This is a genomic window from Phyllobacterium sp. 21LDTY02-6 (genome assembly GCF_023554255.2).
In the GTDB taxonomy this organism is placed as follows: Bacteria; Pseudomonadota; Alphaproteobacteria; order Rhizobiales; family Rhizobiaceae; genus Phyllobacterium.
Genome location: NZ_JAMJWD020000001.1, coordinates 1298199 through 1316034 on the forward strand (window position 1 = coordinate 1298199; position 17836 = coordinate 1316034).

General features: G+C 59.7%; 18 protein-coding genes. 3 read left to right on the forward strand and 15 right to left on the reverse strand.

Translation table 11 applies throughout. From position 1 onward, the window contains the following. The 11 genes from rpsS to M8997_RS06380 all read right to left on the reverse strand — a co-directional run bounded on the left by rpsS (position 1) and on the right by M8997_RS06380 (position 10020). On the reverse strand, positions 1-279 hold the full coding sequence (gene rpsS / locus M8997_RS06330) for a 30S ribosomal protein S19 (RefSeq protein WP_008124912.1): 279 nt from the start codon (positions 277-279) through the stop codon (positions 1-3). A gap of 15 nt (positions 280-294) precedes the next feature. Beyond that, positions 295-1128 (reverse strand): 50S ribosomal protein L2, encoded by an 834-nt coding sequence (rplB, locus tag M8997_RS06335; RefSeq protein ID WP_250018577.1) that lies wholly within the window; start codon positions 1126-1128, stop codon positions 295-297. A gap of 20 nt (positions 1129-1148) precedes the next feature. Further along, a complete protein-coding gene (locus M8997_RS06340) occupies positions 1149-1442 on the reverse strand; it encodes a 50S ribosomal protein L23 (RefSeq protein ID WP_250018576.1) in 294 nt (97 codons plus the stop codon). Next, positions 1439-2059, reverse strand: a complete 621-nt coding sequence (rplD, locus tag M8997_RS06345; protein WP_250018575.1) for a 50S ribosomal protein L4 — start codon at positions 2057-2059, stop codon at positions 1439-1441. The genes M8997_RS06340 and rplD overlap by 4 nt, the downstream gene beginning before the upstream one ends. Further along, entirely contained in the window at positions 2059-2805 is a 747-nt protein-coding gene (rplC, locus tag M8997_RS06350) for a 50S ribosomal protein L3 (RefSeq protein ID WP_250018574.1), read from the reverse strand. Before rplC ends, rplD begins: the two co-directional genes overlap by 1 nt. A 25-nt stretch (positions 2806-2830) precedes the next feature. Further along, entirely contained in the window at positions 2831-3139 is a 309-nt protein-coding gene (rpsJ, locus tag M8997_RS06355; protein WP_008124902.1) for a 30S ribosomal protein S10, read from the reverse strand. A 60-nt stretch (positions 3140-3199) separates the two neighbouring features. Continuing rightward, the gene (gene tuf, locus M8997_RS06360; protein WP_252597184.1) at positions 3200-4375 is read right to left on the reverse strand and encodes an elongation factor Tu; all 1176 of its coding nucleotides are present in this window, start codon (positions 4373-4375) and stop codon (positions 3200-3202) included. A gap of 62 nt (positions 4376-4437) precedes the next feature. Next, on the reverse strand, positions 4438-6525 hold the full coding sequence (gene fusA / locus M8997_RS06365) for an elongation factor G (RefSeq protein ID WP_250020289.1): 2088 nt from the start codon (positions 6523-6525) through the stop codon (positions 4438-4440). 33 nt (positions 6526-6558) lie between these two features. Next, entirely contained in the window at positions 6559-7029 is a 471-nt protein-coding gene (rpsG, locus tag M8997_RS06370; RefSeq protein WP_250020288.1) for a 30S ribosomal protein S7, read from the reverse strand. A 57-nt stretch (positions 7030-7086) separates the two neighbouring features. After that, positions 7087-7458 carry a 30S ribosomal protein S12 gene (gene rpsL, locus M8997_RS06375; RefSeq protein ID WP_008121760.1) on the reverse strand — a complete coding sequence of 124 codons (372 nt, stop codon included), beginning with the start codon at positions 7456-7458 and terminating at the stop codon, positions 7087-7089. A gap of 1455 nt (positions 7459-8913) precedes the next feature. After that, positions 8914-10020, reverse strand: coding sequence for a SagB/ThcOx family dehydrogenase (locus M8997_RS06380; RefSeq protein ID WP_250020287.1), 1107 nt, complete (start codon positions 10018-10020; stop codon positions 8914-8916). 349 nt (positions 10021-10369) lie between these two features. Here M8997_RS06380 and M8997_RS06385 point away from each other — a divergent pair, with 349 nt between their 5' ends. Then, positions 10370-10606, forward strand: coding sequence for a hypothetical protein (locus M8997_RS06385; RefSeq protein WP_250020286.1), 237 nt, complete (start codon positions 10370-10372; stop codon positions 10604-10606). Positions 10607-11117: 511 nt separating this feature from the next. Here the strand turns inward: M8997_RS06385 and M8997_RS06390 are convergent. Genes M8997_RS06390 through M8997_RS06400 form a run of 3 tightly spaced genes read right to left on the reverse strand, consistent with a single transcriptional unit; the run spans position 11118 to position 12418 of the window. Further along, positions 11118-11363: a hypothetical protein gene (locus M8997_RS06390; RefSeq protein WP_252597185.1), complete on the reverse strand. Its 246-nt coding sequence runs from the start codon at positions 11361-11363 to the stop codon at positions 11118-11120. Between the two features lie 25 nt (positions 11364-11388). Then, positions 11389-11670, reverse strand: coding sequence for a hypothetical protein (locus tag M8997_RS06395; protein WP_252597186.1), 282 nt, complete (start codon positions 11668-11670; stop codon positions 11389-11391). Then, the gene (locus M8997_RS06400; RefSeq protein ID WP_252597187.1) at positions 11660-12418 is read right to left on the reverse strand and encodes a helix-turn-helix transcriptional regulator; all 759 of its coding nucleotides are present in this window, start codon (positions 12416-12418) and stop codon (positions 11660-11662) included. Before M8997_RS06400 ends, M8997_RS06395 begins: the two co-directional genes overlap by 11 nt. 390 nt (positions 12419-12808) lie before the next feature. Between M8997_RS06400 and M8997_RS06405 the strand changes: the two genes are divergently transcribed. Both M8997_RS06405 and M8997_RS06410 read left to right on the forward strand, forming a co-directional pair. Then, on the forward strand, positions 12809-12991 hold the full coding sequence (locus tag M8997_RS06405) for a hypothetical protein (RefSeq protein WP_250020284.1): 183 nt from the start codon (positions 12809-12811) through the stop codon (positions 12989-12991). 56 nt (positions 12992-13047) lie between these two features. Then, complete coding sequence (locus tag M8997_RS06410) at positions 13048-13326, forward strand: hypothetical protein (RefSeq protein WP_250020283.1); 279 nt, start codon at positions 13048-13050, stop codon at positions 13324-13326. A 135-nt stretch (positions 13327-13461) separates the two neighbouring features. Here the strand turns inward: M8997_RS06410 and rpoC are convergent, their stop codons facing one another. Then, positions 13462-17670 (reverse strand): DNA-directed RNA polymerase subunit beta', encoded by a 4209-nt coding sequence (gene rpoC / locus M8997_RS06415; RefSeq protein ID WP_250020282.1) that lies wholly within the window; start codon positions 17668-17670, stop codon positions 13462-13464. Positions 17671-17836: the final 166 nt, after the last annotated feature.

Genomic DNA, 17836 nt, shown 5'->3' on the forward strand with positions numbered 1-17836 from the left:
TTATTTCCTCTTCGCTTTCTTGTCCGCGCCGTGACCGTAATAGGTCCGCGTCGGAGCGAATTCACCAAACTTGTGACCGATCATTTCTTCATTGACCGACACCGGGACATGCTTGTTGCCGTTATAAACGCCGAAGGTCAGGCCGACGAACTGCGGCAGGATCGTGGAGCGGCGGCTCCAGATCTTGATGACCTCACTGCGTCCGCCCTCGCGTACCTTCTCAGCCTTCTTGAGAAGATAGCCATCGATGAACGGGCCTTTCCAAACTGAACGAGCCATTTCAGACTACCTCTCTTACTTCTTGCGCTGATGGCGCGAACGAGCGATGAACTTGTCCGTAGCCTTGTTGGAGCGCGTCTTCTTGCCCTTGGTGGGCTTGCCCCACGGCGTGACAGGATGACGACCACCAGATGTCCGGCCTTCACCACCACCATGGGGGTGATCGACAGGGTTCATGGTAACACCGCGGTTGTGCGGACGCTTGCCGAGCCAACGGCTGCGACCGGCCTTACCGAGATTGATATTGCCGTGATCCGGGTTCGATACTGCACCTACGGTCGCAAAGCAAGAACCATGAACAAGACGCTGCTCGCCCGAGTTCAGGCGAAGGATCGCCATTCCCTGGTCGCGGCCGACGAGCTGGGCATAGGTACCGGCGGAACGGGCGATCTGACCGCCCTTGCCCGGCTTCATCTCCACATTGTGGATGATGGTGCCGACCGGCATTGCCGAAAGCGGCATCGCATTGCCCGGCTTGACGTCCGTCTGTGCGCCGGCGATGACGCTGTCGCCCACGGCGAGGCGCTGCGGAGCCAGGATGTAGCTCAGCTCGCCGTCTTCGTAACGGATGAGCGCAATGAATGCGGTCCGGTTCGGATCGTATTCAAGGCGTTCCACCTTTGCAGCAACATCATGCTTGCGGCGCTTGAAATCGACGAAGCGATAGGTGCGCTTGTGACCGCCACCCTGGAAGCGTACGGTGACGCGACCCGTGTTGTTGCGGCCGCCCTTGGACGACAGACCTTCGGTCAGCGACTTTACGGGCTTGCCCTTGTAGAGCTCCGAACGGTCCACGATCACCAGCTGGCGCTGGCTTGGCGTGGTTGGGTTATAATGTTTGAGTGCCATTGTCTTTACTCCACGGCCCCTCAGAGACCAGTCGAAACATCGATCGACTGCCCTTCGGCAAGCGTCACGATTGCTTTCTTGACATCACTCTGGCGCCCGACGATGCCGCGGAACCGCTTCACCTTGCCTTTGCGCACAGCAGTATTGACTGCAGTCACCTTCACGCGGAACAGCGCTTCAACTGCGGCTTTGATTTCCGGCTTCGTTGCCTTGCGGGCCACGTTGAAAACGACCTGGTTGTTTTCGGAAACCAGGGTCGACTTCTCGGTGATGACCGGGCTGACGATCACGTCATAGTGGCGAAGATCAGTCATTTGAAACGCTCCTCGAGAGCTTCGACTGCAGCCTTGGAAAGCACGAGCTTGCCACGGCGCAGGATGTCATAAACATTGATGCCCTGGATCGGCAGAACATCGATGTTCGGGATGTTCGAAGCCGCACGGCGGAAATTCGCATCGATCTCGGCACCGCCGATCAGGAGCGCATTTTCCAGTCCGAGCTTGGCGAACTGCGAAACAAGGATCTTCGTCTTGCCTTCGGCCGCTGCCAGATCGTCGACGATGATCAGGTCGGAGGCCTTTACCTTTGCCGAAAGGGCATGGCGAAGTGCGAGGGCGCGGACCTTCTTCGGCAGCGAATGCTCATGGCTGTGAACCACAGGACCATGGGCCTTGCCGCCGCCGCGGAACTGCGGTGCGCGTGCCGAATGATGGCGGGCGCGACCGGTGCCCTTCTGCTTGTACATCTTGGCGCCGGTACGTGCGATTTCCGAACGTCCCTTCGCCTTGTGCGTACCCTGCTGCTTGCGAGCGAGCTGGTAGCGCACCATGCGCTGAAGGATGTCGTCGCGCGGCTCGAGCCCGAAAATCTCCTCGGAGAGTTTCAGCTTGCCGGCGTCAACGCCTTCAAGGGTTGTAATCTTGAGATCCATTATTCGGCTCCCTCTGTTGTCTGCGCTGCTTCTGCATCAGACACAGCTGGTGCGGCTTTTGCGTCATTGTTCGATACGCGAAGGCCTGCGGGCTTCGGAGCGTTCTCGGGCAGCGCTACCTTGACGGCATCGCGTACGAGGATCCAAGCACCCTTCGAGCCGGGAACGGCGCCGCGAACAAGGATGAGGCCGCGGTCCAGATCAGTCGAAACAACTTCGATGTTCTGCGTCGTCACGCGGGTCTGACCCATGTGACCAGCCATCTTCTTGCCCTTGAACACCTTGCCCGGATCCTGGCGCTGACCAGTCGAACCGTGTGCGCGGTGGGTAACCGAGTTACCATGCGTTGCGCGGTGACCGCCGAAATTGTGGCGCTTCATCGAACCGGCAAAACCCTTACCGATCGAAGTACCCGTCACATCGACCTTCTGGCCGGCAACATAATGATCGGCGGTGATCTCGGTGCCGACATCGAGAAGATTGTCAGCCGAGACGCGGAACTCCGCGACCTTCGCCTTTGGCTCGACAGAAGCCGCCGCGAAATGACCGCGCAAGCCCTTCGTCGTATTCTTTACCTTGGCCAGCCCAACGCCGAGCTGAACGGCTGTATAGCCATTCTTCTCAACAGTACGCTGAGCCACGACCTGGCAATTCTCCATCCGGAGAACTGTGACCGGCACATGCTCGCCAGCGTCGTTATAGACGCGAGTCATGCCCAGTTTCTGTGCAATTACACCTGAACGCATCGGTTCGTCCTTCCGTCCTCAAGCCTTACAGCTTGATCTCGACATCAACACCAGCGGAAAGATCGAGCTTCATCAGCGCGTCTACAGTCTGCGGGGTTGGGTCTACGATATCGAGAAGACGCTTGTGAGTGCGCATCTCGAACTGCTCGCGGCTCTTCTTGTCGATGTGCGGCGAGCGGTTAACCGTGAACTTCTCGATCCGCGTGGGAAGCGGGATCGGTCCGCGCACATTGGCACCGGTACGCTTGGCAGTCGACACGATTTCCCGCGTCGAATCGTCAAGGATCCGATGATCAAACGCCTTGAGGCGAATGCGGATGTTTTGACCGTTCATTTCATCTTTTCCTTGTTTAGCGGAGACGCTTTATCAGCGTCTCCCGCATAAAACCTTAACTTATTCAATGATCGAGGAGACGATGCCGGCACCGACGGTGCGGCCGCCTTCACGGATAGCGAAGCGCAGCTTCTCTTCCATGGCGATCGGCACGATCAGCGTCACGTCGACGGCGATGTTGTCGCCCGGCATGACCATTTCCGTGCCTTCCGGCAGCGTCACCACACCCGTCACGTCCGTCGTGCGGAAGTAGAACTGCGGACGGTAGTTGGTGAAGAACGGCGTATGACGGCCACCCTCGTCCTTGGTCAGGATGTAGGCTTCCGCCTTGAACTTCGTGTGCGGCTTGACCGAACCCGGCTTGCACAGGATCTGCCCGCGCTCGACGCCCTCACGGTCGACACCGCGCAGCAGCGCACCGATGTTGTCGCCAGCCTGACCCTGGTCGAGCAGCTTGCGGAACATTTCAACGCCGGTAACCGTCGTCTTCGAGGTCGGGCGGATGCCGACGATCTCGACTTCCTCGCCAACCTTGACGATGCCACGCTCGACGCGGCCCGTCACAACCGTACCACGGCCGGAGATCGAGAAAACGTCTTCGATCGGCATCAGGAACGGCTGGTCGACCGGACGCTCCGGCGTCGGGATGTACTTGTCGACTTCAGCCATCAGCGCGCGAACCGCATCTTCGCCGATCGTCTTGTCGGAATCTTCCAGCGCGGCAAGCGCCGAACCCTTGATGATCGGAATGTCGTCGCCCGGGAAATCATACTTCGACAGCAGCTCGCGAACCTCGAGCTCGACCAGTTCCAGAAGCTCGGCATCGTCAACCTGGTCGACCTTGTTCAGGAAAACCACGATCGCAGGAACGCCAACCTGACGGGCGAGAAGAATGTGCTCGCGCGTCTGCGGCATCGGGCCGTCGGCAGCCGAAACGACCAGGATCGCGCCGTCCATCTGCGCAGCGCCGGTGATCATGTTCTTCACATAATCGGCGTGGCCGGGGCAGTCGACGTGGGCGTAGTGGCGGTTCTCCGTCTCGTATTCGACGTGCGCCGTCGAGATCGTGATGCCGCGAGCCTTTTCCTCAGGCGCAGCGTCAATCTGGTCATACGCCTTGAACTCACCAAAATACTTCGTAATCGCTGCCGTCAACGACGTCTTGCCATGGTCCACGTGACCAATCGTGCCAATGTTAACGTGCGGCTTGTTACGTTCAAACTTGCTCTTAGCCATCTGAGCTCTCCGTTACATGTTCGCCTGCTCAGGCGTCTTAAATTTCCCGCGTAACCCCTTGGCTACGCAAACTTCTTCTGAATTTCCTGCGCGACAGCTGTCGGCACCGGCTCATAGTGATCGAACTGCATCGTGTACTGTGCACGACCCTGGCTCATCGAACGCAGCGTGTTCACGTAGCCAAACATGTTGGCCAGCGGCACGTTTGCATTGACGACCGTGGCGATACCACGTGCTTCAGTGCCGGAAATCTGTCCGCGACGCGAATTCAGATCGCCGATAACGTCACCGACATAATCCTCAGGCGTCACGACCTCGACCTTCATGATCGGCTCGAGCAGCTGGGCGCCGGCCTTCTGCGCACCTTCGCGGAATGCAGCGCGAGCTGCGATTTCGAAGGCGAGCACCGAAGAGTCCACATCGTGGTAGGCACCGTCGATGAGCGTGGCCTTCACGCCCAGCATTGGGAAGCCTGCGAGCGGACCCGCACCCATGACGCTTTCGATACCCTTCTGAACACCCGGAATGTATTCCTTCGGAACAGCACCGCCGACGATCTTCGATTCGAAGATGAAATCATCACCTTCATGCGGCTCGAAGATAACCTTGATGCGGGCGAACTGACCCGAACCACCGGACTGCTTCTTGTGGGTGTAATCGATTTCCGCGGCGCGGGTGATCGATTCACGGTAGGCAACCTGCGGCTGGCCGACATTGGCCTCGACCTTGAACTCGCGACGCATGCGGTCGACGAGGATGTCGAGGTGAAGTTCGCCCATGCCGGCGATGATGGTCTGGCCGGATTCTTCGTCCGACTTGACGCGGAAGGAAGGATCCTCGGCAGCGAGGCGATTGAGCGCAATGCCCATCTTTTCCTGGTCGGCCTTGGTCTTCGGCTCGATCGCGATCTCGATGACCGGATCGGGGAACTCCATGCGCTCCAGGATAACCGGCTTCAGCGGATCGCAAAGCGTATCGCCAGTCGTGGTTTCCTTGAGGCCTGCAAGCGCAACGATGTCGCCGGCATAGGCTTCTTCGATGTCTTCGCGGGAGTTGGAGTGCATCTGCAGCATGCGGCCGATGCGCTCACGCTTGTTCTTCACCGTATTGTCGAGCGAAACGCCCTTGGCGAGCTTGCCGGAATAGATGCGGCAGAAGGTGAGCGAACCGACGAACGGGTCGTTCATGATCTTGAATGCCAGCATCGACAGCGGCTCTTCGTCCGAGGACTTGCGCGTCGTTTCGGTTTCGGTCTTCGGGTCGATGCCCTTGATCGCCGGTACGTCGATCGGCGAAGGCAGATATTCGACGACGCCGTCGAGCAGGGGCTGAACGCCCTTGTTCTTGAACGCCGAACCGCAGAATACCGGATGGAAATCGACGCGGCAGGTACCGACGCGGATCAGCTGGCGCAGCTTGTCATTGTCGGGCATGTTGCCTTCCAGATAAGCTTCCATCGCCTCTTCTTCGACCTCTACAGCGGTCTCGATCAGCTTCTCGCGATATTCCTCGGCCTTCTCCTTAAGGTCGGCAGGGATCTCGACGACATCCCACTGCGCACCGAGCGACTCGTCGCGCCAGATGAGAGCGTTCATGTCGATCAGGTCGACGACGCCCTTGAAATCGCTTTCGGCGCCGATCGGCAGCTGCATGACGAGCGCCTTCGCACCGAGACGGGTCTTGACCATGTCGACGCAGCGATAGAAATCGGCGCCGGTCTTGTCCATCTTGTTGACGAAGATCATGCGCGGGACATGATACTTCTCGGCCTGGCGCCAGACGGTCTCGGTCTGCGGCTCGACACCGGCATTGGCGTCGAGGAGCGCGATTGCACCGTCGAGAACGCGCAGCGAACGCTCGACTTCAATGGTGAAGTCGACGTGGCCCGGGGTGTCGATGATGTTGAAACGGCGCATCTTGCCGTCACGACCCTTCCAGAAGGTGGTGGTAGCAGCCGAAGTGATCGTGATGCCACGCTCCTGCTCCTGCTCCATCCAGTCCATCGTGGCGGCGCCATCATGAACTTCACCGATCTTGTGCGACTTGCCGGTGTAGTAAAGGATACGCTCGGTGGTCGTCGTCTTGCCGGCGTCGATATGCGCCATGATACCGAAATTACGGTAGTCTTCGATTTTATATTCGCGGGCCATGATAAGCTGCCTTCAAGAATAGGGTTTCGACGATTACCAGCGGTAATGCGAGAATGCGCGGTTGGCTTCCGCCATGCGGTGCGTGTCTTCGCGCTTCTTGACGGCCGAGCCACGATTGTTGGCGGCATCGAGAAGTTCGCCGGACAGACGGTCGACCATGGTCGACTCGTTGCGGCCGCGAGCGGCATTGATCAGCCAGCGGATGGCGAGAGCCTGGCGGCGCTCCGGACGAACGTCGACCGGCACCTGGTAGGTCGCACCACCGACACGGCGCGAACGCACTTCGACGTGCGGCGCAATGTTGTCGAGAGCCTGATGGAACACGGCCACCGGCTCCTGCTTGCTCTTCGTCTCGACGGATTCGAGCGCACCGTAAACGATACGCTCTGCGACCGACTTCTTGCCATGAAGCATGACGGCATTCATGAACTTGGTCAGAACGAGATCGCCGAACTTGGGATCCGGGTTGATCTCACGCTTTTCTGCACTATGGCGTCTGGACATATCTTCTGTCTCTTCGCTTGTTCGGTCCGGCGGTTGAGGCCTGGAACCGGATAAAACTTACTTCGGACGCTTCGCACCGTACTTGGAACGGCGCTGCTTGCGGTTCTTGACGCCCTGCGTATCCAGAACACCACGGATGATGTGGTAACGAACGCCGGGCAAATCCTTTACACGGCCGCCGCGGATCATCACGACGGAGTGTTCCTGAAGGTTGTGACCCTCACCCGGAATATATCCGATGACCTCGAAGCCGTTGGTCAGGCGCACCTTGGCGACCTTACGGAGAGCCGAGTTCGGCTTCTTCGGGGTCGTCGTATAGACGCGTGTGCAAACGCCGCGCTTCTGCGGGTTTTCCTGCAGAGCAGGGACTTTATTGCGCTTTACCGGCGCAGTGCGCGGCTTGCGGATCAACTGGTTTACGGTAGGCATTCAACCTTCCCTCTTTCACAAATCTCGTATCTTCGCCCGTCAGGGCCGTTTCAGCGCCATGCTCATGCACGAATTCGGGCAAATAGACCACCCTCGCGGGTGGTTGCCCGATTGAAAGCAGAGGAAGCCGACTGAGCTTCATGCGACCTGCAAATTGCATTTCGATCGTAAAACGAACCCTGTTTGAGATGAACTCCAGAGCGTGTCGCTCCGAAACCGCCAATCTCACATCGGCTCAGATGGGCTGCTGATACTTTGTCCCCGGGCTTTCGTCAAGCCTGAAGGTCAAATATTATTAAGGAACACAGCATTTCCGGGGCATTCGCCCGCCTCGATGAGCGATAGTTTCGCCGCAGCGGTCCGGAATCAAGAAATATTTCAATCATTGCACAATTTTCCGCGCGGCAGCGGGGTGCAAAGGCCGGCGATTCCCTGCCGGAGGGAATCATCGCCCGGATCCGGCTCGCCGTTCAGCCCGTTTCAGCCAGCGCGTTCCTCGTCCGAGGGATGAGCTTCGAGATGCGGGGCATGGTCGCCGCCGGTTCCAGCGACGGGCGTTACCGCTCACTGGGATTATCTTGGGGATCCAGTTCCCGTGCCACGGGGCAGCCGACGTGCAGTCAGCGGCGGCGATCGGTTCCAGCGCCGGGCGCTTCTTCGTCATGGCCGGAAGTCAGCCATGCGGCTCGCCGTTTGGCTGGTTCCAACGCCGGCGTTGCCCCTCACAGCGATCGTCGGCTTGACCAGCCTGGCCCAGCCACAACCCCCACCATCTGCAACTCGCACGTGTCGTGCGCGCCCAGGATGCAATTCTGGCCGAGGAGCGGAGTGACCATCACCACCTATCGCCCCGAGCGAATATAGGTTTGATCAATCAGGTCCGAGCAACTCGGGCGATTGTGGTCGTTGCCACCCCCCCGTGGTCCGGCGCTTCTTCGTCATGGCAGGACGTCAGCCAGATGCGGCTCGCCGTTTGGCTGGGTCCAACGTCGGCGTAGCGCCTCTCACAGCGATCGTCGGCTTGACCAGCCTGGCCCAGCCACAACCCCCGCCATCTGCAACTCGCGCGTGTCGTGCGCGCCTGAGATGCAATCCTGGCTGAAGAGCGGTGCGACCATCACCACCTATCGCCCCGAGCGAATATAGGTTTGATCAATCAGGTCCGAGCGGCCCAGGCGATTGTAGTCGTCGCCGCCCCCTCCCACGGCCGGCGCTTTTTCGTCATTGCAGGACGTCAGCCAGATGCGGCTCGCCGTTTGGCTGGTTCCAACGCCGGCGTGGCGCCCCTCACAGCGATCGTCGGCTTGACCAGCCTTGGCCCAGCCACACCCCCACCATGTGCAACTGACGCGTGTCGTGCGCGCCTATCATGGATAAATTAGTCCGAGCGGCTCGGGCGATTGTGGTCGTTGCCGCCTCCTCCCGCGGTCGGCGCTTCTTCGTCATGGCGGGAGGTTAGCCATGCGGCTCGCCGTTCAGGATCTTGCCGGCGTGCGGTTCGCGATTGCCGATGGCAACGGCATAGATGGGCGCGTGGGTAGGGTTGGTCAGTCCGAACAGCTTGGCGAGGCGCGAATGGGCAAGCGCCGCCGTCGGGCACGCCGCAAGCTCACGCGCTGTAGCGGCCAGTACGATGTTCTGGCCTATATGGCCCGCCTCCATCAACACGACGCGATAGGCGTTCGCATCGACATATTTCCACATGGTACGATCCATCAGCGCGCAGAGCACCACCAGGCATGGCATGGTGTCCACCCATTCCTGCCCGCCAGTGAGCAGCGAATAGGCAGGCTGGTCGTCGACATCCAGGCGCGCGAGACTGTGCTGCGCCGCGGAGTAATGGTAGATTCCGGCTTCGAGGCCTTCGACATCGCGCGCCAAGACATAGGCCTCATATGGATTGCGCGCCCCGCCAGACGGCGTCATCGTCAGCGGCAGATCGCCCGCCGCCGTGCTGATCCTCCCGGTGATGCCCAATCCGGCAAACAGGCATTCGGCAAGCGATCTGAGCTGCAACGGCCGCCCCGACGCAAGGCGCGATGACCGCCGCCGCGCCATGAGCTCCAGCAATGCCGAGGAATGTCGCACTTTCGGCAATTGCATAATAGAACGCCGCAAGGCGTCACGCTGCTCACCGCTCTCGGCACCGTGAACCTCGAACAGAGCGATCGATCCCTCCTGCTTCAGACGTTCCAGCTGCAGCGCCCTCGCCTCCTGCAGCGACATGAAATCCGCATCCTGCACGCAGAAATGCATGGCGGCAGCCGGAATGCCCCAGCGCCAGCTGCCCGCATACGCCGCCTCGCGGACAGCGAGTTCCGAATGTTCCGCGACGAGCGCGCCAGCTGCGAGCAGATCGCGTAATATCACCGCCGCCTCTACGACGTCCAACGCCGACATCAACTCCGCCACCTCGCCCTCATCGGCCCATTCCTCCAGCCGGCAGAGGAAGGCAAGCAGATCTGGCGCGCAGTTGAAGACCGACCTGCCCAGGAAGTTGCACCCTATCAGGCCGTCATCGCCTATATGGAAGATGAGTGTCCTGGCGCAGCGCAATCGCATGGCCGGTGGGCTATTCGGGACGGAAACTCATTCCAACGGTGATGAACGGCTTGCGCACAGCGATCGAAACGCGAAGATCGGGCTTCGCGCCAATGGTCTTGGGAGATTTGTTCTGCATGAAATGCCTCCTTAACGTGACAAGAGAACGCTACCACGCCCGGCGATATTATAATATAGGATTAAAGTATAGATTCGCCACTTTCTACAACATGACCTAGCTTAATTAGCTTATTACCTTAAGCTTCTGAAGTTTAATGTCATATAAATTGATTTATATGAATATATAATGTTGATATATATAGAATAGTGTATAGACTGGCGCTGATAATACCGTTCATGAGGACCCGTGATGGACAGCAATTCTGATTCGAAGCGGCGCATCGAGATTCCTTTACGCTATCCTGCCGAAGCCGAGGACGGCATGTTGGGCGCTCAAGCCAATGAGCATGGTTGCATGGTGGAGCTATTGCGATGGATGGTGTCGATGTCGAAGGCGCGCGGGAATGCCCCGCTGAGCTATCTTTTGGAAATGGCGCTGCTCCAGGCGCAGGGCTGCGCCGCCGAGGAGATGGACATCCAGCAGTAGGATTGGTGAGGTTGATCTCGGCCGAAATTGCCGAGGGATGAGGCCTCGCGGCGGCGATGCTCCGAGACTCGAAGTGGCTTCGGGAGCATAGAACACCCCTGATATAAGGAGACGGAATATAAAGAGACGGGGATATAAGTAGATGGAGGCCTCTGAACCCGGATTGGCATCTGCGATGCGGTGCATGGTAGAGACAGGCGCGTAAGCCGGAGACTCCGGGCGCCCTGCCACGAACCGGCTGAAGGCATTTGCTGTCATCAGTTTGCTGTCATCAGTTTGAATGGCACGGACCTCCAGCGTGGCGGCCAGGCCGGCTGCTGAATTCGCCTATAATTGCGTCCGAAGCGCGATTGAAGCCAAAGTGCGTATAGCCGGAGCGGCACGGAGGCAGAGAAAGCGCCTTGGCATGCAGAGCCCGCGCCAGTTCGCAACGCCCTGCCACGAAATGCCTTGGCGACACGGGGCGCCAGCGGCCTGAAATCGCACCGGGATTTCCAGCCTGGCGGCGAGCTCAGCGACCAAGCTCGCGGCGCAGCGGTGTGATGAGATTGGCGCCCTGCCGGACGATCAGTTCGTGGATCGGGCCCGGAATGAGCGCATTGTCCGCGCTGCGCGACCGGCTGGCGCGCACCGTTTCCATCAGCGTCGCCCTCGAATTCACCCGCTGCACGATGATCGAGGCGAATGACCAGCCATTGGGCGTATGCACCATGGCATAGCCGCCGAGCATCGCGTTCGTGGCGGCCTGAAATCGCACCCGGATTTCCACTCTGGCGGCGAGCTCAGCGACCAAGCTCGCGGCGCAGCGAGTCGATGAGATTGGCGCTCTGCCGGGCGATCAGTTCGTGGATCAGGGGCGGAATGAGCGCATTGTCCGCGCTGCGCGACCGGCTGGCGCGCACCGTTTCCATCAGCGTCGCCCTCGAATTCACCCGCTGCATGATGATTGAGGCGAATGACCAGCCATTGGGCGTATGCACCATGGCATAGCCGCCGAGCATCGCGTCCGCGGTGTCTTGACCCGCAATCCGGATTTCCAGTCTGGCGGCGAGCTCAGCGACCAAGCTCGCGTCGCAGCGAGTCGATGAGATTGGCGCTCTGCCGGGCGATCAGTTCGTGGATCAAGCCTGGAATGAGCGCATTGTCGGCGCTGCGCGACCGGCTGGCGCGCACCGTTTCCATCAGCGTCGCCCTCGAATTCACCGGCTGCATGATGATCGAGGCGAATGACCAGCCATTGGGCGTATGCACCATGGCATAGCCGCCGAGCATCGCATCGGTCGTGTTGAGCCAATGCAATCGCAACAGCGAGGGCTCGTGGACACCGCACGCATTGATGCCCATGAACAGGAATGCGCCCCAGCGCTCCACCACCAGGCCGCGATGATCGCCAAAAGCCTGGCTGCGCTGGCCGGCATAACCGTCCGATCTATGGGTCAAACGACGAAACAGGCTCGCCGCGCCTCGCCGGCCGATGGCCATGAGCGCGCAGACGAGCTTGCCCGGATGGCCCGGCATGGTGAAATAGAGGTAGTAAAGACCGGTTGCGATTGACGCGGCCGGCTCGCGCAGCAGCGGTTGAACGAGCTTGCGGCCCTCGTCCAGCACATTGAAATGTCCCAGGTCAACCCGCTCGCCAAAGCCGGCATCATCGGGCGTTTGATAGATTTGCGCCTCGTCGACCCCGAAAAACAGGCAGATGGTGCGGCGCGTCTCGGCATTGGGTTCGCTCTTGCCCGTCAGATATTTTTCCATCTGGGCGCGATGGATGCCAAGCTGCCTCGATGCGGCGCTGATACTTCCACGGGTCAAGCACAGCCTTCGCAGGTTCGCCGCGAAATTACGGCGCGCAGACATAGGCATATCCCGGCTGAAAAACAACATTCGTCATGCGGACAAGACCTCTAATGGAGGGGCAAACGCGATATTACAGTGGAGGCAAAGAAGACCTTCTGAACGGAATGGCAAACAAAACCTGGAAATGCAGTGGCGCAGCGGCCGCAAAGGGAATATGAACAAAACAGCTTATCGACGACGCGAATTGAGCGTCATGCTTGAGCTTAGCAGCCTTGAGAGCAAGCACATAGAGCCAAGTGTGCCGGCCAGCCAGATTATCGGCCTGATATCGCAAGTATAGGGCGAGCAAGGCCATTGTATAAACCGGCGGTAGCAACGCCAGCCCCCGCCAGGAGAAAAATCAACGTGTCGAACACTTTCAGCGAAACACAATTGCGGCTCTGGATGCGGGCAATCGAGACCGAGCGCATGCTGGGGCGTTCCCCGCGCGAGGCATTGGAAACGGTCAGGGAATTGATGAGCCTGCAGAGCCGTTGCGACGCAAGCGGCGGGGCCGTTAACGACGCTACGCCGGAAACTGCCGGCTGAACCTCCGCGCCGGATCGGCGTTAACCCCATGATCGCAGATATGCACGGAAACAATCATGACTGAAGAAACTCACGCCCAGACCGTTCATCTCGTCGTCGCCGACGTCTGGAAGGACAAGAACGAGGAGCCCAAACATGCGCACCTGCTGCTTGTCACCGAAGATACCGATGGGCTGGTCGATCTCGCGCTGCGCATTTTCGCGGCGCAGGGCTATGAAGAAGCCGAATTGCACGAAATCGGCTCGATAACGGAAGAACCCGACGAAGAGCCCCACCGCTCGGCCTATAAGAATGCCCTCACCGGCCAGGCGGCATTGATCGAATTCGAAGAATAGCCCGGCGCGAAGGTTTCAACCTTCCGCCAAGGCTGACTCATCCAGGCGCGTCAGCCAAATCCTGATCACCGCTTCAAATGAAAAGCCGCCGCGGATCGCTCCGCGGCGGCTTTCTTGTCTGGCGGGGTAACTGGCTTATTCGGCCGGCTGACCCGTCATATCTGTCAGCATCGGACCTGCCTTGGCGGCGCTGGCCCCTGCTTCCTTGCGACGCTCGTCGATGATGAGCTCGTCGCGAGCACCGGCGATGCGGCGGATCTGCTTGACCGTTCCGCCCGTACCTGCCGGGATCAGACGACCGACGATCACGTTCTCCTTCAGGCCCTGCAGCGCATCCATCTTGCCGGCAACTGCGGCCTCGGTGAGGACGCGCGTCGTTTCCTGGAAGGAAGCGGCCGAGATGAAGGATGGCGTCTGCAGCGATGCCTTGGTGATGCCGAGCAGAACCGGAGTACCATAGCCCGGCTTCTTGCCGTCTTCCTCGAGACGCTCATTGATCTCATCGAGCTCGATGCGGTCAACATGATCGCCCGGAATAAAGCCGGTATCGCCGGATTCGGTGATCTCAACCTTCTGCAGCATCTGGCGAACGATCACCTCGATGTGCTTGTCGTTGATCAGAACGCCCTGCAAACGATAGACTTCCTGGATTTCATTGACGAGATAGGAAGCCAAGGCCTCCACGCCCTTGATAGCCAGAATGTCGTGCGGCGCCGGGTTGCCGTCGAGGATGTAATCGCCCTTTTCGATGGCGTCGCCGTCCTGGAGATGGAAAGGCTTGCCCTTGGGGATCAGATATTCGACTGGCTCGAGCGTCTCATCATTCGGTTCAATGACGATGCGGCGCTTGTTCTTGTAGTCGCGGCCGAAGCGAACCGTACCATCGATCTCGGCGATGATGGCGTGATCCTTCGGACGGCGAGCCTCGAACAGTTCGGCAACGCGCGGCAGACCACCGGTGATATCCTTGGTCTTGGCGCTTTCCATCGGGATACGGGCCAGAACGTCGCCTGCCTTGACATGCGAACCTGGCTCGACCGAAAGGATCGATTCCACCGACAGCTGGAAGCGGGCATCGCCACCCTTTGCGAGTTTCAGAACCTTGCCGGCCTTGTCCTTGACGACGATGGCAGGCTTCAGATCCGAACCGCGCGGCGTGGAACGCCAGTCGATGACGACACGCTTGGTGATGCCGGTCGACTCGTCCGTCGTTTCAGCAACGGAAAGACCGTCGACCATGTCCTCGAATTCGACATGGCCCTCGACTTCCGTCATGACCGGGCGGGTATAGGGATCCCACTCGGCGATGCGCTGGCCGCGCTTCACGGTATCGCCGTCATCGACATAGATGCGCGAACCGTAGGTGACGCGGTGCGTAGCGCGCTCCTTGCCCGAGGCATCGAGGATGGCCACGGCCATGTTGCGGCCCATGACGACGAGATGGCCGTCCGAGTTGCGCACGACGTTACGGTTGCGGATCTGCACCGTACCCTCATAGCTGGCCTCGAGGAACGACTGATCGACAACCTGCGCCGTACCACCAAGGTGGAACGTACGCATCGTCAGCTGCGTGCCCGGCTCACCGATGGACTGGGCGGCGATGACGCCGACAGCCTCACCCTGATTGACGGGCGTACCGCGTGCAAGGTCACGACCATAGCACTTGGCGCAGATGCCGCCGCGGGTCTCACAGGTGAGCGCCGAACGGATGCGGATCGACTGCACGCCTGCCTTCTCGATGGCATCGACATCGAACTCGTCGATGATGTTGCCGCCGGTGACGATGACTTCGCCCGTTGCCGGATGAAGAATGTCCTCGAGGGCGGTACGTCCGAGAACGCGCTGGCCGAGCGTCGCGACAACCTGGCCGGCATCGACGATCGGCTGCATGGTAAGGCCGGTCGTGGTGCCGCAATCGGTCGAGATGACGATGCAATCCTGGGCAACGTCGACGAGACGACGCGTCAGGTAACCCGAGTTCGCGGTCTTCAAGGCGGTATCGGCGAGACCCTTGCGGGCACCGTGGGTCGAGTTGAAGTACTCGTTAACGGTGAGGCCTTCCTTGAAGTTCGAGATGATCGGCGTCTCGATGATTTCGCCCGAAGGCTTGGCCATCAGGCCGCGCATACCGCCAAGCTGGCGCATCTGGTTGGGCGAGCCACGAGCACCGGAGTGGGACATCATGTAGATCGAGTTCATCTGCTTCTGGCGTCCAGTTGCAGGATCGAACTCGACGGCCTTGATGCGCGCCATCATCTCGTCGGCGACCTTCTCGGTGCACTTGCCCCAGGCATCGACGACCTTGTTGTACTTTTCGCCCTGGGTGATCAGGCCGTCATTGTACTGCTGCTCATACTCGGTCGCCAGGGCTTCGGTCTCGGCAACGAGCTTCGCCTTGGTTTCCGGAATGACCATGTCGTCCTTGCCGAAGGAAATGCCGGCGCGGCAGGCATGGCTGAAGCCGAGCTGCATGATGCGGTCGCAGAAGATGACCGTCTCTTTCTGGCCGCAGTGGCGATAGACCGTGTCGATCATCTTGGAGATGTTCTTCTTGGTCATTTCCTGGTTGCAGATGTCGAAAGGCACATTGTGGTGCTTCGGCAGAAGCTCGCCGATGATCATGCGGCCAGGGGTGGTCTCATAGATCTTCGAGGTCGGCTTGCCATCGGCGTCGATGCTCTTGAAGCGGCCCTTGATCTTGGTGTGCAGGGTCACTGCGCCGCTGCCGATCGCATGATGCAATTCGCCCATGTCGGCAAAGGCCATGCCCTCGCCCGGCTCCTTGGCGGCAACGATCGACAGATAGTAGAGACCGAGAACCATGTCCTGCGACGGAACGATGACCGGCAAACCATTGGCGGGATGCAGGATATTGTTCGTCGACATCATCAGGACGCGTGCTTCGAGCTGTGCTTCCAGCGAAAGCGGCACGTGGACAGCCATCTGGTCGCCGTCGAAATCCGCATTGAACGCGGTGCAGACGAGCGGGTGCAGCTGGATGGCCTTGCCCTCGATCAGGATCGGCTCGAATGCCTGGATGCCGAGACGGTGCAGCGTCGGAGCGCGGTTCAACAGAACCGGATGCTCGCGAATGACCTCGTCGAGGATATCCCAGACTTCCGGCTTTTCCTTCTCGACCAGCTTCTTGGCCTGCTTGACGGTGGACGAGTAGCCCTTGGCGTCAAGACGCGCATAGATGAACGGCTTGAACAGTTCGAGCGCCATCTTCTTCGGCAGGCCGCACTGGTGCAGCTTGAGCTCCGGGCCCGTCACGATGACGGAACGGCCGGAATAGTCGACGCGCTTGCCGAGCAGGTTCTGGCGGAAGCGGCCCTGCTTGCCCTTGAGCATGTCGGACAGCGACTTCAGCGGGCGCTTGTTGGCGCCGGTGATGACGCGGCCGCGACGGCCATTGTCGAACAGCGCATCGACCGATTCCTGAAGCATGCGCTTCTCGTTGCGGATGATGATGCCCGGTGCGCGCAATTCGATCAGCCGCTTCAGGCGATTGTTGCGGTTGATGACGCGGCGGTACAGATCGTTGAGGTCCGACGTCGCGAAACGGCCGCCATCCAGCGGCACGAGCGGACGCAGATCCGGCGGGATGACCGGAATGGTCTTCATGATCATCCACTCGGGACGATTGCCGGATTCGAGGAAGTTCTCGACGATCTTCAGACGCTTCATCAGCTTCTTCTGCTTCAGATCGGACGTCGTCGTCGCAAGGTCCTCGCGCAGTTCATTGGCGATCTTCTCGAGGTCCATCGATGCGAGCAGTTCGTGGATCGCCTCTGCGCCGATGAGCGCGGTGAAGGCGTCCTCACCATATTCGTCGACCGCGATCATATATTCTTCTTCTGAAAGGAGCTGGTGCTCCTTCAGCGCAGTCAGGCCGGGCTCGGTGACGATATAGTTCTCGAAATAGAGCACGCGCTCGATGCCCTTGAGGGTCATGTCGAGCAGGGTGCCGATGCGGCTGGGCAGCGACTTCAGGAACCAGATATGCGCAACCGGAGCTGCGAGTTCGATATGGCCCATGCGCTCACGGCGGACGCGCGACAGCGTGACTTCGACGCCGCACTTCTCGCAGATGATGCCCTTGTATTTCATGCGCTTGTACTTGCCGCACAAGCATTCATAGTCCTTGATCGGCCCGAAGATCCGTGCACAGAAAAGACCATCCCGCTCCGGCTTGAAGGTGCGGTAGTTGATCGTCTCCGGCTTCTTGATCTCACCGTATGACCAGGACAGAATCTTCTCAGGGCTGGCGATCGATATCCGGATGGAATCGAAGGCCTGAAGAGGCGCCTGAGGATTGAAAAGATTCATGACCTCTTGGTTCATGCCGTTTCTCCATGGGGCAGATATGCCCTTTTCTTGCGATGGATTGCCGCCGCCGCGGGTCCATCTGGATCAAATGCCGCATTCGCGGCCCGTAGTAGAATCCTGCATCGCACATGATCCGATCATGTGCGGGGCGGGTGCGCGGCGGGCGCGCACCCTGCCCTTT

What these genes read in the sequence shown, in the direction of transcription:
- rpsS (WP_008124912.1), bottom strand. Translation starts at nt 279, where the DNA reads ATGGCTCGTTCAGTTTGGAAAGGCCCGTTCATCGATGGCTATCTTCTC.
- rplB (WP_250018577.1), bottom strand. Translation starts at nt 1,128, where the DNA reads ATGGCACTCAAACATTATAACCCAACCACGCCAAGCCAGCGCCAGCTG.
- M8997_RS06340 (WP_250018576.1), bottom strand. Translation starts at nt 1,442, where the DNA reads ATGACTGATCTTCGCCACTATGACGTGATCGTCAGCCCGGTCATCACC.
- rplD (WP_250018575.1), bottom strand. Translation starts at nt 2,059, where the DNA reads ATGGATCTCAAGATTACAACCCTTGAAGGCGTTGACGCCGGCAAGCTG.
- rplC (WP_250018574.1), bottom strand. Translation starts at nt 2,805, where the DNA reads ATGCGTTCAGGTGTAATTGCACAGAAACTGGGCATGACTCGCGTCTAT.
- rpsJ (WP_008124902.1), bottom strand. Translation starts at nt 3,139, where the DNA reads ATGAACGGTCAAAACATCCGCATTCGCCTCAAGGCGTTTGATCATCGG.
- tuf (WP_252597184.1), bottom strand. Translation starts at nt 4,375, where the DNA reads ATGGCTAAGAGCAAGTTTGAACGTAACAAGCCGCACGTTAACATTGGC.
- fusA (WP_250020289.1), bottom strand. Translation starts at nt 6,525, where the DNA reads ATGGCCCGCGAATATAAAATCGAAGACTACCGTAATTTCGGTATCATG.
- rpsG (WP_250020288.1), bottom strand. Translation starts at nt 7,029, where the DNA reads ATGTCCAGACGCCATAGTGCAGAAAAGCGTGAGATCAACCCGGATCCC.
- rpsL (WP_008121760.1), bottom strand. Translation starts at nt 7,458, where the DNA reads ATGCCTACCGTAAACCAGTTGATCCGCAAGCCGCGCACTGCGCCGGTA.
- M8997_RS06380 (WP_250020287.1), bottom strand. Translation starts at nt 10,020, where the DNA reads ATGCGATTGCGCTGCGCCAGGACACTCATCTTCCATATAGGCGATGAC.
- M8997_RS06385 (WP_250020286.1), top strand. Translation starts at nt 10,370, where the DNA reads ATGGACAGCAATTCTGATTCGAAGCGGCGCATCGAGATTCCTTTACGC.
- M8997_RS06410 (WP_250020283.1), top strand. Translation starts at nt 13,048, where the DNA reads ATGACTGAAGAAACTCACGCCCAGACCGTTCATCTCGTCGTCGCCGAC.
- rpoC (WP_250020282.1), bottom strand. Translation starts at nt 17,670, where the DNA reads ATGAACCAAGAGGTCATGAATCTTTTCAATCCTCAGGCGCCTCTTCAG.